The sequence below is a fragment of the Mesorhizobium sp. CNPSo 4684 genome, from assembly GCF_057784315.1.
The window spans coordinates 46,556-60,966 of sequence record NZ_JBWLUX010000014.1 but is presented as its reverse complement, the minus strand read 5'-3'; the positions used below and the strand labels follow the sequence as shown (position 1 = coordinate 60,966).

The 14,411-nt window shown below is 63.5% G+C and carries 16 protein-coding genes; 5 read left to right on the top strand and 11 right to left on the bottom strand.

Annotated features, from left to right (window positions below):
• Window positions 1–139: 139 nt before the first annotated feature.
• Window positions 140–1,963: an ABC transporter ATP-binding protein/permease gene (locus AC04SG_RS15070; protein WP_488551691.1), complete on the bottom strand. Its 1,824-nt coding sequence runs from the start codon at window positions 1,961–1,963 to the stop codon at window positions 140–142.
• A gap of 138 nt (window positions 1,964–2,101) precedes the next feature.
• On the bottom strand, window positions 2,102–2,884 hold the full coding sequence (locus AC04SG_RS15065; protein ID WP_192258356.1) for a class I SAM-dependent methyltransferase: 783 nt from the start codon (window positions 2,882–2,884) through the stop codon (window positions 2,102–2,104).
• A gap of 109 nt (window positions 2,885–2,993) precedes the next feature.
• Here AC04SG_RS15065 and gloB point away from each other — a divergent pair, with 109 nt between their 5' ends.
• Both gloB and AC04SG_RS15055 read left to right on the top strand, forming a co-directional pair.
• On the top strand, window positions 2,994–3,761 hold the full coding sequence (gene gloB, locus AC04SG_RS15060; RefSeq protein WP_488551690.1) for a hydroxyacylglutathione hydrolase: 768 nt from the start codon (window positions 2,994–2,996) through the stop codon (window positions 3,759–3,761).
• 25 nt (window positions 3,762–3,786) lie between these two features.
• The gene (locus AC04SG_RS15055; protein ID WP_488551689.1) at window positions 3,787–4,227 is read left to right on the top strand and encodes a cupin domain-containing protein; all 441 of its coding nucleotides are present in this window, start codon (window positions 3,787–3,789) and stop codon (window positions 4,225–4,227) included.
• Here AC04SG_RS15055 and AC04SG_RS15050 read toward each other — a convergent pair.
• The 3 genes from AC04SG_RS15050 to AC04SG_RS15040 all read right to left on the bottom strand — a co-directional run bounded on the left by AC04SG_RS15050 (window position 4,202) and on the right by AC04SG_RS15040 (window position 6,648).
• Window positions 4,202–4,876 (bottom strand): lysoplasmalogenase, encoded by a 675-nt coding sequence (locus AC04SG_RS15050; protein WP_488551688.1) that lies wholly within the window; start codon window positions 4,874–4,876, stop codon window positions 4,202–4,204. The genes AC04SG_RS15055 and AC04SG_RS15050 overlap by 26 nt on opposite strands.
• Window positions 4,873–5,760, bottom strand: a complete 888-nt coding sequence (gene yddG / locus AC04SG_RS15045; RefSeq protein ID WP_352557664.1) for an aromatic amino acid exporter YddG — start codon at window positions 5,758–5,760, stop codon at window positions 4,873–4,875. Before yddG ends, AC04SG_RS15050 begins: the two co-directional genes overlap by 4 nt.
• Window positions 5,761–5,847: 87 nt before the next feature.
• Window positions 5,848–6,648, bottom strand: coding sequence for a DUF3108 domain-containing protein (locus AC04SG_RS15040; protein WP_488551687.1), 801 nt, complete (start codon window positions 6,646–6,648; stop codon window positions 5,848–5,850).
• A 261-nt stretch (window positions 6,649–6,909) separates the two neighbouring features.
• On the opposite strand from AC04SG_RS15040, the gene rpmB reads away from it, so the two are divergent.
• The 3 genes from rpmB to AC04SG_RS15025 all read left to right on the top strand — a co-directional run bounded on the left by rpmB (window position 6,910) and on the right by AC04SG_RS15025 (window position 8,687).
• Window positions 6,910–7,206: a 50S ribosomal protein L28 gene (rpmB, locus tag AC04SG_RS15035; RefSeq protein ID WP_023670682.1), complete on the top strand. Its 297-nt coding sequence runs from the start codon at window positions 6,910–6,912 to the stop codon at window positions 7,204–7,206.
• Window positions 7,207–7,328: 122 nt separating this feature from the next.
• Window positions 7,329–8,009, top strand: coding sequence for a queuosine precursor transporter (locus AC04SG_RS15030; RefSeq protein WP_488551686.1), 681 nt, complete (start codon window positions 7,329–7,331; stop codon window positions 8,007–8,009).
• Window positions 8,010–8,012: 3 nt separating this feature from the next.
• Complete coding sequence (locus tag AC04SG_RS15025; protein ID WP_488551685.1) at window positions 8,013–8,687, top strand: hypothetical protein; 675 nt, start codon at window positions 8,013–8,015, stop codon at window positions 8,685–8,687.
• A gap of 63 nt (window positions 8,688–8,750) precedes the next feature.
• Here the strand turns inward: AC04SG_RS15025 and AC04SG_RS15020 are convergent, their stop codons facing one another.
• The 6 genes from AC04SG_RS15020 to AC04SG_RS14995 all read right to left on the bottom strand — a co-directional run bounded on the left by AC04SG_RS15020 (window position 8,751) and on the right by AC04SG_RS14995 (window position 14,409).
• The gene (locus AC04SG_RS15020) at window positions 8,751–9,227 is read right to left on the bottom strand and encodes an SRPBCC family protein (protein WP_488551684.1); all 477 of its coding nucleotides are present in this window, start codon (window positions 9,225–9,227) and stop codon (window positions 8,751–8,753) included.
• Window positions 9,224–9,595 carry an ArsR/SmtB family transcription factor gene (locus tag AC04SG_RS15015; protein ID WP_488551761.1) on the bottom strand — a complete coding sequence of 124 codons (372 nt, stop codon included), beginning with the start codon at window positions 9,593–9,595 and terminating at the stop codon, window positions 9,224–9,226. The genes AC04SG_RS15020 and AC04SG_RS15015 overlap by 4 nt, the downstream gene beginning before the upstream one ends.
• A 145-nt stretch (window positions 9,596–9,740) precedes the next feature.
• Complete coding sequence (locus AC04SG_RS15010; RefSeq protein WP_488551683.1) at window positions 9,741–10,763, bottom strand: esterase-like activity of phytase family protein; 1,023 nt, start codon at window positions 10,761–10,763, stop codon at window positions 9,741–9,743.
• Complete coding sequence (gene cobT / locus AC04SG_RS15005; protein WP_488551682.1) at window positions 10,760–12,658, bottom strand: cobaltochelatase subunit CobT; 1,899 nt, start codon at window positions 12,656–12,658, stop codon at window positions 10,760–10,762. Before cobT ends, AC04SG_RS15010 begins: the two co-directional genes overlap by 4 nt.
• Window positions 12,659–12,669: 11 nt before the next feature.
• Complete coding sequence (gene cobS / locus AC04SG_RS15000) at window positions 12,670–13,656, bottom strand: cobaltochelatase subunit CobS (protein WP_112393311.1); 987 nt, start codon at window positions 13,654–13,656, stop codon at window positions 12,670–12,672.
• A gap of 123 nt (window positions 13,657–13,779) precedes the next feature.
• The gene (locus AC04SG_RS14995) at window positions 13,780–14,409 is read right to left on the bottom strand and encodes a J domain-containing protein (protein ID WP_112562202.1); all 630 of its coding nucleotides are present in this window, start codon (window positions 14,407–14,409) and stop codon (window positions 13,780–13,782) included.
• Window positions 14,410–14,411 lie beyond the last annotated feature (2 nt).

The window sequence follows — 14,411 nt, the reverse complement described above, 5'->3', positions numbered from 1 at the left end:
GAATTTTCGCCGCGATCGCGGCGAAATAAAGCCTAATGCATGTCGCTCAAAAGTGGCCCCGGTTTTGAGAGAACGACATGCATGAAACAAAGACCTAAAGCGCGTCGCGTGAGTCCGTTCAAATGCGTCGAGCTTTAGGCTACTCCTTTCGCGGGCGAGCCCCTCTCGGCGGCGGGTCGATGGCGCCGGCCCTGACGCGAGCGGGCTTCAGCGCCGGCGCACCGGAATCCTTCACGATCGTCAGGCCGCGCGGAAAGAACTGAGTGTTGTGCTGGCCGCGCCCGATATTGATGATCGCGGCTCCCTTCAGATGCTTTTCCAGCATCGCCAGCACTCGCCTCAGCGAGGGTCCGTCAAACGCATCCATCGCTTCGTCGATGATCACCCATTTCGGCTGCCGCAACGCGAGCCTGGCCACGCCCAGTAGGCGCTGTTCGTCATCGGCCAACTCATGGTCCCAGCGCCCCACGCGGTCGAGCGACGATGACAGCCGTTCAAGACCAACCTCGGCCAGCACGGCCGAAATGTCGGCATCGTTAGCGGGCGCATGCCCGTTCGCATGATTGAGCACCTCTCGCAACGTGCCGGCCGGCAAATACGGGACACGCGGCACGAAGATGAGGGTTTCTCCAGCCGGTAGGCCGATCCGCCCCCTGCCCCATGGCCACAGGCCGGCGATGGCGCGGAAGAACAGCGTCTTGCCGGCGCCGGGCTCGCCGGTGATCATGACGCGCTCGCCGGGATGGATTTCGACGTGGCTGTCGGCAAGCTTGGTGCAGCCCTCGGGGGAGGCCACCTGGAGCTTTTCGAACGTCAGGCTGCCATTGGCGTTGTCGCCGAATTCGATGCGCTTTTCCTTGTCGTGCAGCACATCGGTTTCATCGAGCGCGATGCGGAAGTCGGCAACGCGCATCAGCGTCGCGCGCCAGTCGGCGATGCCGCCGATATTGTTGATGAACCAGCGCAGCGACGAATGCACCTGATTGAAGGCGCCGACCGCCATCATCAGCCCGCCAAAGCTGATATCGCCCGAGAAATAGACCGGCGATGCCACCAGGATCGGCGCCACGACGGTGATCCAGCCATAGGTGTCGGTCACCCAGGACAGGTTGATCTGCGCGGTGTAGATGCGCCGCATGGCGCCCAGTACAGTGCCGAGATCGATTTCGAGCCGTCGTTTGGCGTCGGCCTCACCGTGGTAAAGCGCAATGGCATCGACATTTTCGTTGACCCGCACCATCGAGGATCGCAGCTCGGCTTCACGCGTGTACCTATCGCTGTTGAGGCGGATCAGCGGCCGCCCGACCAGCCAGCTCAGCCAGGAAGCGATGCCGGCATAGAGGAACGCTGCCCAGACCATGTAGCCCGGTATCGCCAGTGACCAGTCATTGATGCGGAAGACGAAGCCCGACGATAGCTGCCACAGCACGCCGACGAAGGACACCAGCAAGATGAAGGATTGCAGCAGGCCGACGCCGAGGTCCGTCGTCAGATCGGACAGGTGCGCGGCATCCTGCTGCATGCGCTGGTCGGGATTGACGCCGATGGCGCCGGCATTGGCCAGCCGGAAGGCCCGCGCCGGCCGCATCCACTGGTCGATCAGGTCGAGCGTCAGCGCCTCGCGCAGCTTCAGCCGAATCATCTGGTTGAGCCAGGTCTGAGCGATGTTGAGCATCAGCAGCGTGCCGGCGATCATCGCAAAGATGAGCAACTGATGCAGGAAGGCCGCCATGTCACGACGCGCCAGCGCATCGTAGAAGGGCTGGTTCCAGCGGTTGAGCAGAACCTGGCCAATCGACGTCGCGAAGATGACGGCCATGATGCCGACCGACGTCCACAGCAGCCAGTTGCGCACCGGCGAGCCTACCAAAGCCCGTTTGATCGTCGTCACCTGGTCGCGCAGACTGCTGGCTTCGACGGTTACCGGCTGGGCTGTGGCGTTCGCTTCCGGTTGATCAGCCATGGCCTGGGGTCCTTACGTTCAACAGCGGTGCTGAAACCGGATGGAGGGACTTGAAGTCATCCGCCGCTCAAACGGGCTGCAAATGCATCTGCGACAGATAGGTGGGAAAATCCCACGCAACACCAGTTTTCATCATGATCACGAAGGTGTCACCTGACCCTTGGTCGATGTCACCCCATCGGCGCGGCGGCCAAGCCTTGTCGCGCCGTGCGGCGACAGCACCGGCACGAAGACGCGGCGCGAGGCGCGCTGCGCCACCGGCACGCCCTGATAGAGCCGCTTCTGCGCCTCGACCACGATGACGCCGGAAAAGATCGGCCAGAACCGCCTGCCAGCGCGCTCCAGCACATTGTGGAACCGCATCATGAAGCGCCGCGGCGATGGCGGGAAGAACAGCGCGTCGGACCAGGAAGCCGGCGTGAAGTTCGCCTCGCGCAACAATTCGGTCAGCTGGCCGCGCGAGAACGGCCGGCCATTGCCGAACGGCGTGTGCTCGAACCGGGCCCAGACGCCGCGCCGGTTGGGCACGACGATGACGACGCGCCCCGCCGGCGACAACACCCGCCAGATCTCGTTCAGCGTCTCGCGCGGGTTTTCGACATGCTCCAGCGAATGCACCAGCAACATGCGGTCGATGCAGGAATCGACCAGCGGCAGTTCCTCGTCGAAGACTAACGCCGTCGACGTCGGTCCGCTCGCCGGCCAGACCACCGCACCTTGGGTGGCCGGCATGAAGGCAAAGACCCGCTCGGCGTCGGTGCCGAACCGCTCCAGCCACGGCAAGGTATAGCCGAGCCCGACCAGCCGCTCATTGGGCACGGCAGCCCATATCGAGGACAGCGCCATGGTGATCGAGCGTTCGGCCAGGCGGCCGAGCGTGGTCGAATAGAAGGAACGGAGATCGACAATATCGGAATGCATGCGCGCGACGGTAGCTGCGATGCCGCTGAAGTTCAACAAAGGTGCCAAGTTCCGGATGACATCGGCGGGCAAGCGCCCTATGTCTGCGGCGACAGATGGAGAGATGAAAATGCCGGTCGAAATCGAACAGTTCATGTGCCGCAGCGACAATTTCGGCGTGCTGGTGCATGATCCCAAGAGCGGCGAGACCGCCATCATCGACGCGCCCGAAGAAGCGCCGATCCTGGCCGCGATCGAGCGTACCGGCTGGAAGCCGACGCTGATCCTGACCACCCACCACCATGTCGACCATGTCGAGGCCAATCTTGCGCTGAAGGAGCGCTTCAAGCTGCGCATCGTCGGACCGGAGGCGGAAAAGGAAAAAATCCCCGGCATCGACGAGACCGTCGGCCAAGGGTCGGTCGTCCATCTCGGCGGCGAGCGGATCGATGTCATCGCCACGCCCGGCCACACGGCGGGCCACGTCTCCTATTACCTGCCGGCCTCGAAAGTGGCGTTCACCGCCGACACGCTGTTCGCGCTCGGCTGCGGCCGGCTGTTCGAATGCAAGCCGCCGATGATGTATGAATCGCTGAAGAAGCTCGCCGCACTGCCGGCCGACACGGTCATCTATTGCGGCCATGAATACACGCTTTCCAATGCCCGCTTCGCGCTGACTGTCGACCCGACCAATTCGGCGCTGAAGGAGCGCGCCGCCAAGATCGAGACGCTGCGCGCCGACAACAAGGCGACGCTGCCGACCACGATCGGCGAGGAATTGTCGACCAATCCGTTCCTGCGCTGGCACGACCCGGCGATCCGCAAGCATCTCGGCATGGAAAAGGCCAGCGATGCCGACGTGTTCGCCGAGATTCGCAAGCGTAAGGACAATTTCTGACCATCGTGACGTTCCGAGAGCAGCCATGACCAGCGCCGCTGAAATCATCGCCACGCTTGGTCTCAAGGCGCATCCGGAAGGCGGCTGGTATGCCGAGACCTTTCGCGACAGCGCTGGCGGCGCGCGCGGCCATTCGACGGCGATTTATTTCCTCCTGGAAGAGGACCAGATTTCGGCTTGGCACCGGGTCAAGGACGCGGCCGAGGTCTGGCATTTCCATGCCGGTGCGCCGCTGGCGCTGTCGATGTGCGAGGAAGGCAGTGCCATGATCGAGCAGGTGCTCGGCATTGAACTTGCGGCGGGCGAGCGGCCGCAGATCGTGGTGCCGGCAGGCTGGTGGCAATCGGCACGCAGCCTCGGCGAATGGACCCTGGTCGGCTGCACCGTGGCGCCGGGCTTCGACTTCGCCGCCTTCGAAATGGCCGAACCCGGATGGGAACCTAGCTCAGCAAAAAGCCAAGCGTAATTGCCAGCTGGGCGGCATAGTAGAGCACCCAGACGACATAGCGGATGCCGGCGCGATAGGGCGCAATGGCCGGCACCAGGAATTTTTCCGTGGCAAGCAGCCCGTCCGACGCCATGAACATAGCGGCACCGATGATGACCCATGGATTGTCGAGCGTCAGCGCCGAAATGCCCATCGCCAGGATGGCCGCGATATAGACGGCGATCGGCGCTCGCAGGCCGGGGCCGACACGGCGCCAGAGTGCCGCCAGCATGGCGACCACGAATGCCGCCATGGCGAGTGCGATGGCGCCGCGCCATGTCTCGCTGCCCAGCACATCCAGCCCGCCGCCGCTGCGCAGGAAGAGCGGCACATAGAGGATATGCGCCGCCAGGAAGCTGGCCAGCCCGCCGAGGAAAGGCTTCTCGCCGTCACGCGACAGGAAGGCGTCGCCGATGGCGCTGAGGGCCAGCGCCGCGATGAGCAGCAATGGTCCACCTTGCATGACGGCGAGCACCGCAAGCATGGCCACGGCCAGCGTCTTTGCCGCCGAGCGGGCCAGCGTCGGCCGCATATCCAGGGTAAAGGCGTGGATCACCGCAGCCACCAGCGAAAAAATCAATGTCGCATTGGCATTGGCGTCGATGCCGCCGGCAAACGGCATCGTCATGCCTTGGCTCCGATCTCAGCCGGCTTGCGCAGGAACAGCGACTTTGCCGCCAGGGCCGCGCCGCCGGTGATCAGCACGCAGGCGGCAAGGATGCGTAGCGATGGCTCGGCCACGCCGGCCGCGATCAGCACCAGGGTCGACAGAAGCGGCGCCGCATAGCTTGCCGCCCCCAGCACCTGGATATTGCCGCGCTTGACGCCGATATCCCAGGCGTAGAAAGCGGCGCCCACCGGCATCAGCCCGAGACCGAGCACCGCCAGCCACTGGCCGGGACCGTCGGGCAGCACCGTCTGTTCCAGCAGCAGATGGCAGACGAGCGAAAGGGCTGCCGTGGCGGCGCAGAACCAGGTGACGATCGACGTCGGCACCGCCGGAAAACGCCGCGACAGCAGCGAATAGGACGACCACAGCAGCGCGCAGACGGCGGCCATGGCGTAGCCAAAGGCATAGCGCGCATCGAAGGCAAGCCCGCCGCCCTTGGTGACGATGAGGACGGTGCCGGCCAGCCCAAGCAGCGCGCCGACGACATGGTTCCAGGCCAGCTTCTCGCCCGGCATCAGCGCTGAACCGAGCACGATCAGCAGCGGCCACAGATAGGCGATCAGGCTTGCCTCCACCGCCGGCGCGTTGCGCAGCGCGGTGAAGTAGAAGAAGTGGTAGCCGAACAGGCCGGCAATGCCGATCACCCAAACCTGGCGCGGGATCTTCTGGCTTTTATCGGTCGCCGGCATGAACAGCCGCGCGACCAGCCCGACCGCAGTGCCAATGGCGAAGGTGATGGCCGACAAAAGGAATGGCGGCACGGCGCCCGAGGCGTCGGTGAGCAACGCCAGCAGCGCCCACATGGCAACCGCCGAGAAACCGATCAGTGTTGCGCGCCCCATGCCCGTCTCCGGCGGCGCGCCAGGCGCCTCTAGCAATTCCAGGAAAAGTGTCCGGCGGTTTTCTGTCCGGAATTGCGTAAAAACAAATTATTCAACAGCTTCGAACCGTCCCGCGCTGACGGTCAAGGTGCCTATCTGCGTCCCGACCGTGGCGTGGATCGGCGCATATACGCCGGTTTGGCCGACCGGCGCAAACGTCACCATCATCTTGCTCTTGTTCTTCAGGTAATTCAGCGCCTTGCGGCCCTTTCGGTAGCCCGCCACCGGCTCGAAGCTCATCTTGCAGGTCACGGTGTCGCCCTTGTAGCCCTTGACCGAGATCGAGCCTTTCGAGGCATAGGTCAGCGTCAGGTCGGCGCGCATCTCGCCATCATAGAACTTCACCTTGCGCCCGCAGACCTTGTCCAGGCTATCGGCATGGATGACGGTGGCGGCCATCGGGTCGAGCACCGATGTCAGATCTTTGCCACCCAGCGGTATCCAGGTCTTGGGATTGCGCTTTTTCGGTTCGGGGATGACCTGAGTGGCGGTAACCGCGCCATTGGCAAAGCGGATATCGACCACGGAAGCCTTCTTGCCGGACTTGTAGTCGGCGCGAAACGCCTCTGGCTGCATCTGCTTGCCCAGGATCTTGCCCTTTGACGAGATCGTGCCGCTCGTATCGTCGAACAAAGTGGCGATACCGGCGCTGGAGACGGTGCCGTCGATGGAATAGCTATCGCCTTCGTAGTGGCTGTTAAATTTCGCCTTGGCCACCGAAAGGCCGAGGAACGACACCGTGTATTCGCCCTTGAAGGACTGCGGGGCAGTTGCCGGTGCGGCGGCGAGGGCTGACGTCGGCAACGCAGCGGCAAGCACCGCGACAACGGCATGTGACGGACGAAGCATGGCGGGGATCGTTCCTTGAATTTTCAAGCCGCAGATGGGCAACTCCGGCCTGGCATGTCCCTATGCGACCGCTTATAGGCTGAATTTCGGCCTTTATATGAAAGGACCGCCGCATCCCGAGGGAAGCCGGAGCTTGACGCCTCGGCGAAATGCAACTATGGAACGCCAACTTTTCCATAAGGCCGCCTGACCGAAACCGCGCGCCGCCCGGCGCGGGCGAAAATGGTTTGGCAGGCTTAGAAAGAACTGAAGGTTAGAACCATGTCCCGTACCTGCGAACTCACTGCCAAGGCAGTCCAGACCGGCAACAATGTGAGCCACGCCAACAACAAGACCAAGCGCCGTTTCCTGCCGAACCTCGTCAATGTGACGCTGATTTCGGAAGCGCTGAACCAGAATGTGCGCCTGCGCATTTCGGCCAACGCGCTGCGTTCGGTCGAGCATCGCGGTGGCCTCGACGCCTTCCTGGCCAAGGCCGACGCCAAGGAGCTGTCGCAGCGTGCGCGCCTCTTGAAGAAGCAGATCGCCAAGAAGCTGGCCGACCAGCCCGCCGCTTGAAGACTTTAAGGCGGGGGACGACCGCCTTGAGCATCGGAGCGATCCGATGCTCAAAACTTGCAAGGCAGCGCGATCCGCATTTCGGATAGCGCCTGGCTGGTTCCATTACCCAGGATAAAAAAATGACTTCCTTCTCGCGATATCTGCCCTTTGTGGCCGCCATGGCGCTTGTCGTCGTGGCATCGAACATCCTCGTGCAGTTCCCGATGCAGGGCCAGGTCGGCGGCCTGTCGCTGGCCGACATCCTGACCTGGGGCGCCTTCACCTACCCCTTCTCCTTCCTGGTCACCGACCTTGCCAACCGCCGCTATGGCCCGACCGTGGCGCGCCGCATCGTCTTTGTCGGCTTCATGACCGCGGTGATCTGCTCGATCCTCGTCCCGCCCTTCCTGTTTCGCCACGGCCTGATCGAATTCGAGACCGCAGCCGAGCGGCTGGTACGCATTGCGGCGGCTTCGGGTGCGGCGTTCCTTTGTGCGCAATTGCTCGACGTCACCGTGTTCAACCGGCTGCGCCGGCAGAACTGGTGGCGCGCCCCGATCGTCGGCACCCTGGTCGGCTCGGTATTCGACACGGCGGTGTTCTTCAGCGTCGCCTTTTCCGCCCTCTTCGCCTTTGCCGGCCCCAATGACACCTTTGCGCTGGAGACCGCGCCGCTGATGGGTGTGCTGCCGGTGGAAACCCTGCGCTGGGTGTCCTGGGCGCTCGGCGACCTCTCGGTGAAGCTGATCATCGCCGTGGTGGCGCTGATCCCCTACCGGTTGCTCGCCGCCCGCTGGAGCCAGCCGGCGATCGCGGTCTAGGCCGTGATCCCCTGGGTCCAGCTCGACAGTGCAAAGACGCCCGACGGCGCCCAGGAACTGCGCTTAAAGCAGCGCGGCGCTGAATTCTCCATCATGCTCGGCACCAATGAGCTGATGAACAGCCGCCTCAGCGGTTCCGAGCAAGCGCTGGCAAAACTCTCCTGCGACAGGATTGCCAGACACAGCCGACCGAAAATCCTGATCGGCGGCCTCGGCATGGGTTTTACGCTGCGCGCCGCCCTCACCGAGTTGGGCCCCGACGCAGGCGTCACCGTCGCCGAATTGGTGCCTGCCGTCGTCGCCTGGGCGCGCGGCCCGATGGCAGAGCTTTTCGACGGCTGCCTTGACGATCCCCGCGTGACCGTCCTTGAGGCCGATGTTGGCCACATCATAAGATCCGACAAGGCGGCCTGGGACGCCATCCTGCTCGACGTCGACAATGGTCCCGAAGGCATCGTCTACAAGGGCAATGACGCCCTCTACGGCGCCGCCGGCCTCGCCGCCGCTCGCTCCGCGCTCAAGCCCGGCGGTGTGCTGGCGGTGTGGTCGCAAGGGCCCGACAATGGCTTCACGCGCAGGCTCAAGCAGGCGGGCTTTGCGGTGGAAGAAGTGAAGACGCGCGCCAACGGCAAGCGCGGCGCGCGCCATGTCATCTGGATCGCAACGAACCCGCGATAGTCTGCCGTCTTAGCGGCAAAGGCGGGCGGATAGCCTTCAATACCACCCGCTTGTTGATGAAACCTATCTCGACAGTTCGGCAGCAAGGGCTTCCAACAGCCCGCGCGTACCCTCTTCCCGGCCTTGCGCCGAATCGACGCCATCGAAGAACACGCCCTGTTCGGTGAAGGTCAGACGGGTGCCCTCACCCGACGGGGCCAGCTCGACCGTGGTCAGCGAGGCCGACATGGGCTGCGTCCCGACTGCCATCCTGTAGGAAAACACGATACGCTGGTTCGGAACGATGTCCTGGAACTGCGCGTCGAGCCTGATCTCCGGGCCACCCTGGTAGCTGAACCGCGACACCTCGGCGCCGCCGACACGGAAGTCGAAGCTGAATTCGGCGATGGTGAAGCCGTGGCCTTCGACGCGCCAGCGCCGCACCGTCTCCTTGTCGGCAAAGGCATGGAAGACTTTGGCCGGCGACTGGGGATAGGTGCGCTCGATGGTGAAGGTGGAGTGGATGACGGAGTGCCCGTCTACGGGGGCGATCTGGTTCATGGTGCTTGGTCCTTGTCCTGATTTTTCTTGGGGGATTGGTCTTCGGGGTCCGTCTCGGCCAGGATCTGGCCAAGACGATCGAGATGGCGTTCGGCCGGAATGCGGCGTTCCGCGATCCAGTCGGCGAGCGGAGCGAGTCCGCCCGGTTCGATCCGGCAGGTGCGCACCCGCCCGATCTTTTCACTGCGGATCAGCCCGCAGGCTTCCAGCGCCTGCAGATGCTGCAACACGGCGGCAAAGGTCATGCCGAACGGCTCCGCCAGTTGGCTGACGGTCGCCGGTCCGCGGCTCAGCCTTTCCACGATCTGGCGGCGCGTGGGCTCGACAAGAGCCCTCAGGATGCTGTCGATCTTGGAATGGTTAAGCATGGACTTGAGTATTAGATCAGCGATTCGAATAGTCAAGCCGGGACTTAAGTATTTTTGATGTCGCGCGGACCGACGACAAGAAGCCACACGAGAGTGAGTGAGAAATGCAGGAAGAATGACGACCGGCGAGCGGGACTGAGCTCAATCAATCCTGGCGCAGGATGAATTCCAGATAGAGGTTGCGCTGCAGGATCGAGTGGTTGTCGTCCGAGATCAGCGACACCATCACCGCACCGTCGTCGCGGGTCCAGACGTCGAGCCCTTCCATATTGTCGATCTGATAGCCCATATCGGCTTCCATCAGCACCGGTCCGTCGGCAACCGCGCCCTTCTCGACGCTTTCGCCATAGATGCGTCTGAGCCGCATCTTCACCCCGCCGGCCATCGAAAAACTGCGCTCCAGCAGCAGCAGGTCGCCATCCGGCAGGAAGGCGCCGTCGGTGATATCGAAATCGCCATTGCGCTTGACGGTGAAGACGCCCTTGTGCGGCCCTTCGATGATGGCGGCATAGATATTGCCGGCCTTGTCGAGGCTCTTTTCCGAGACCACGACCAGCCCGCCCCCGTGCTGGCCGTAGGGATTGGCGTGGGTGACCGTCTCGAAGCCGCGGTTCTGCCTGAGTTCCCGGGCCGGAACCAGGAAGTTCAGCTGCTTGAACGGCGCCTTCATATTGTCCGGGTCGATCTTGAACTGGGCGACGCGCTGGTCGCGCTCGAAGCCGACGGTAGCGATGCCGTCCTTGACGGCCAGGCCTTCGGCGTCGACCTGCCATTTCTTGTCGATCGGCCGGCCCGATGCATCGACCATCTGCTGCATGCGGAAATTCTGGATGCCGGACGGCCGCTTGTCGGCGTCGTGGGTTATGGTGCCGAAAAACCAGAAGCCGGTATCGGCGACACCAATGAAATCGCCGCCGGGCTTGAGAAAACGAAACGCCGACAGCGCACCGAAGTCACGCGTCGGCGACGTCATCTCCAGCCCGCCGACGAATTCCAGCGGGCCGAACTGTTTGTCGGCGCTGCCGATATGGAAGATGGTGATCGGCCGGGCCGAGACTTCGACCGCCTCGACCGGAGTACGTCCCGCGGCAAATGCCGGCAGAGCCATGCCGAACAAGGCAGTGGCGGCGAAAAACGTCTGCCTGAAGCCGCCGCGCAAGAAGATCATCCCGCGCGCCGATAGCCGCCGCGGCGCGTGTCGCGCGCGTTTTCCTCGGCAAACAGCGAGGCCAGCTGCTCGGTCATGGCGCCGGCCAGTTCCTCGGCATCGACGATGGTGACGGCGCGCCGGTAATAGCGGGTGACGTCATGACCGATGCCGATGGCCAGAAGCTCGACCGGCGAGCGCGCCTCGATCAGCTCGATGACGGCGCGCAAATGGCGCTCGAGATAATTGCCCGGGTTGACCGACAGCGTCGAATCGTCGACCGGCGCGCCGTCCGAGATCATCATCAGGATCTTGCGCTGTTCGGGCCGGGCGATCAGCCGGTTGTGCGCCCACAGCAACGCCTCGCCGTCGATGTTTTCCTTGAGCAGGCCCTCGCGCATCATCAGGCCGAGATTGCGGCGCGCCCGCCGCCAAGGATGGTCGGCGGATTTGTAGATGATGTGGCGCAGATCGTTGAGCCGGCCGGGGTTCGGCGGCTTGCCGTCCTTCAGCCATTTTTCGCGCGCCTGGCCGCCTTTCCACGCCCGCGTGGTGAAGCCGAGGATTTCGACCGAGACACCGCACCGTTCCAGCGTGCGCGCCAATATGTCGGCGCAGGTGGCGGCAACCGTGATCGGCCGGCCACGCATCGAGCCCGAATTGTCGAGCACCAGCGTCACCACCGTGTCGCGGAACTTGGTGTCGCGCTCCTGCTTGAACGACAGCGGCTGCATCGGGTCGATGACGACACGCACCAGGCGCGCCGGATCGAGATAGCCTTCCTCGAGGTCGAAATCCCAGGAGCGGTTCTGCTGCGCCATCAGGCGCCGCTGCAGCCGGTTGGCGAGCCGCCCGACGACGCCGGAGAGATTGGCCAGCTGCTTGTCAAGGAAGGCGCGCAGCCGGTCGAGTTCTTCCTCTTCGCACAGCTCTTCCGCACCGACCGTCTCGTCGAAGGCGGCGGTAAAGACCTTGTAGTCGATTTCCTTCGGCAGATTGGTGAAGGGATTGTCGTTGCGGCGCGCTTCGCCCGGCGTTTCGGCGTCCGCATCGTCATCGTCGGACAAATCGTCGGCGGTGGCGTCGGACGCCTCCGTCTCGGAGGACTGTTCGTCGTCGGCCGACGCTTCGGCATCCTCGGACTGCGACTGCTCGGAGCCGGAATCGTCTTCGCCGCCCTCCTCGCTTTGCTCCTCGCCTTGCGGCTGGTTCTCGTCATTGTCCTCGGAGTCTTCGGTCTCCTGGTCGTCGCCGAGTTCCTCGGCCATCTCCATGGACGCAAGCATGTCGCGCACGACGCGAGCGAAGGCCTGCTGGTCGCCGAGCTTGGCTGACAGTCCGTCGAGGTCGGCCTTGGCCTTCTCCTCGACCCAGGGGCGCCAGAGTTCGACCAGCCGCTCGCCGCTCTTCGGGATCGGCCGGCCGGTCAGCTTCTCGCGCACCATGAGCGCAAGCGCCTCCTCGATCGGCGCGTCGGCCTTGTCCTTGACGTCGACGAGATTGGCCTTGGCGTATTTGTCCTCCAGCATCGAGCCGATATTGTCGGCGACGCCCAGCATGGCGCGGCTGCCGATCGCTTCGACCCGGGCCTGCTCGACCGCGTCATAGATCGAGCGCGCCAGCTTGCCTTCCGGCGCCAGCTTGGTGTGGATGCGCTGATCGTGGCAGGCCCGCTTCAGCGCCATGGAATCGCCGAGCCCGCGGGTGATGGCGATATCCTCTTTCGAGGCTTTCTTAGGCAGTTCCGGCAAGCGGGCGCGGCTGCCGGCAAGTGCGGGCCTGTCCTTGGCGAAACCGACCTCGAGCTCCTTGTCGCCGGCTATGGCGCGCATGCAGACGGTGACGGCGCGCTTGAAGCTGTCGGCTTCAGAGCCCGTTTTCGACTTGTTGCGCGTGTTGTCGCCCGGACCCGCCATCGAGGCTCTGCTTACCCCAGCACCACGTTGGCGGCGCTCTCGGGCAGATCCTCGCCGAAGGCGCGCTGGTAGAACTCGGCCACCACCGAACGCTCCAGCTCGTCGCACTTGTTGAGGAAGGTCAGCCGGAACGCCATGCCGATATTGCCGAAGATCTCGGCATTTTCGGCCCAGGTGATCACGGTACGCGGGCTCATCACCGTCGACAGATCGCCATTGATGAAGGCCGAGCGCGTCATGTCGGCGACGCGCACCATCTTGTTGACGATGTCCTTGCCCTTGCCGTCGCGATAGTGCTTGGCCTTGGCCAGCACGATGTTCACTTCATTGTCGTGCGGCAGATAGTTCAGCGTGGTGACGATCGACCAGCGATCCATCTGCGCCTGGTTGATCTGCTGCGTGCCGTGATAGAGGCCGGTGGTGTCGCCAAGGCCAACCGTGTTGGCGGTCGAAAACAGCCGGAACGCCGGATGCGGGCGAATGACCCGGCTCTGGTCGAGCAGCGTCAGGCGGCCCGACGATTCCAGCACGCGCTGGATGACGAACATCACGTCGGGACGGCCGGCATCATACTCGTCGAAGCACAGCGCGACATTGTGTTGGTAGGCCCAGGGCAAGATGCCGTCGCGGAATTCGGTGATCTGCAAGCCGTCCTTGACGACGATGGCGTCCTTGCCGACGAGGTCGATACGGCTGACATGGCTGTCGAGGTTGACGCGCACGCAAGGCCAGTTGAGGCGGGCGGCGACCTGTTCGATGTGGGTCGACTTGCCGGTGCCGTGATAGCCAGACACCATGACGCGGCGGTTGTAGGCAAAGCCGGCAAGGATCGCCAGCGTCGTCGCCTTGTCGAACAGATAGTCCGGATCGATGTCCGGCACGTGCTCGCTGGTTACCGAATAGGCCGGCACCACCATCTTGGACTCGAAGCCGAATTTTTCTTTCACCGACACCGTCGTGTCCGGCAAATTGGCGATGTCGCGATCGACCTTGTTCATCTCTATCCACGTCTCCACGGGCGAAAAGCCTGATTTCGCCGGCAATCGATTTTGTCCGGGGGCGGTCTTAGAGCCTTTTCCACCCCTATGAAAGTTGGAAAGCGACACGAACCGTTGGGTCGCTCAGCACAAACCCGCCTGCTTGAGCACGCGATAGGCCTGCAGCACATCGCGGAACCGGTCTTCCGAACCTCTGTCGCCGCCATTCGCATCCGGATGGTGGCGCTTCACAAGTTCCTTATAGCGCGCCTTGATGTCCTTGCCAGTCGCCTTTGTATCAAGGCCAAGCGTTTCCAGCGCCTTGGCCTCAAGCGGCTTGGCCTTGCGTTCGCGCGCCTCGCGCGGGTCTTTCGGGCCTTTGAACAGGTCGAACGGGTCGCGCATACGGTTGTAATAGCCAGCGCGGCCGGAGCGCATCTGCGCCATATCGGGGGAGGAGCGTGTCGAAGCGCCGGCGAGGCCCATCTTCCATGTCGGCCGGTGGCCGGTCATCGCCTCCTTCTGGAAGCGGGCGATCTCGGTATCCGGCACGCCGGAGAAGTAATTGAAACCCTTGTTGTATTCGCGCACGTGGTCGAAGCAGAACTGAAAATACTCGCCCTCCTTCATGCGACCGACCGGCGCGCGATGGGTGCCTGCCTCCTTGCAGCCGTCCCACTGGCAGATTGGCGAGCGCGACTTCAGCTCCGCGTCCTTTTCGGGACGGATCCGAATCTTCTCGAAATATTTGGGGTACGATTTCATCTCACCCATTT

Bases quoted from the DNA above. Each gene is read 5' to 3' on its own strand.
- rpmB (WP_023670682.1), top strand. From the start codon at position 6,910: ATGTCCCGTACCTGCGAACTCACTGCCAAGGCAGTCCAGACCGGCAAC.
- AC04SG_RS15055 (WP_488551689.1), top strand. From the start codon at position 3,787: ATGACCAGCGCCGCTGAAATCATCGCCACGCTTGGTCTCAAGGCGCAT.
- cobS (WP_112393311.1), bottom strand. From the start codon at position 13,656: ATGAACAAGGTCGATCGCGACATCGCCAATTTGCCGGACACGACGGTG.
- AC04SG_RS15050 (WP_488551688.1), bottom strand. From the start codon at position 4,876: ATGACGATGCCGTTTGCCGGCGGCATCGACGCCAATGCCAATGCGACA.
- AC04SG_RS15015 (WP_488551761.1), bottom strand. From the start codon at position 9,595: ATGCTTAACCATTCCAAGATCGACAGCATCCTGAGGGCTCTTGTCGAG.
- yddG (WP_352557664.1), bottom strand. From the start codon at position 5,760: ATGGGGCGCGCAACACTGATCGGTTTCTCGGCGGTTGCCATGTGGGCG.
- gloB (WP_488551690.1), top strand. From the start codon at position 2,994: ATGCCGGTCGAAATCGAACAGTTCATGTGCCGCAGCGACAATTTCGGC.
- AC04SG_RS15010 (WP_488551683.1), bottom strand. From the start codon at position 10,763: ATGATCTTCTTGCGCGGCGGCTTCAGGCAGACGTTTTTCGCCGCCACT.
- AC04SG_RS15030 (WP_488551686.1), top strand. From the start codon at position 7,329: ATGACTTCCTTCTCGCGATATCTGCCCTTTGTGGCCGCCATGGCGCTT.
- AC04SG_RS15070 (WP_488551691.1), bottom strand. From the start codon at position 1,963: ATGGCTGATCAACCGGAAGCGAACGCCACAGCCCAGCCGGTAACCGTC.
- AC04SG_RS15065 (WP_192258356.1), bottom strand. From the start codon at position 2,884: ATGCATTCCGATATTGTCGATCTCCGTTCCTTCTATTCGACCACGCTC.
- AC04SG_RS15040 (WP_488551687.1), bottom strand. From the start codon at position 6,648: ATGCTTCGTCCGTCACATGCCGTTGTCGCGGTGCTTGCCGCTGCGTTG.
- cobT (WP_488551682.1), bottom strand. From the start codon at position 12,658: ATGGCGGGTCCGGGCGACAACACGCGCAACAAGTCGAAAACGGGCTCT.
- AC04SG_RS14995 (WP_112562202.1), bottom strand. From the start codon at position 14,409: ATGGGTGAGATGAAATCGTACCCCAAATATTTCGAGAAGATTCGGATC.
- AC04SG_RS15020 (WP_488551684.1), bottom strand. From the start codon at position 9,227: ATGAACCAGATCGCCCCCGTAGACGGGCACTCCGTCATCCACTCCACC.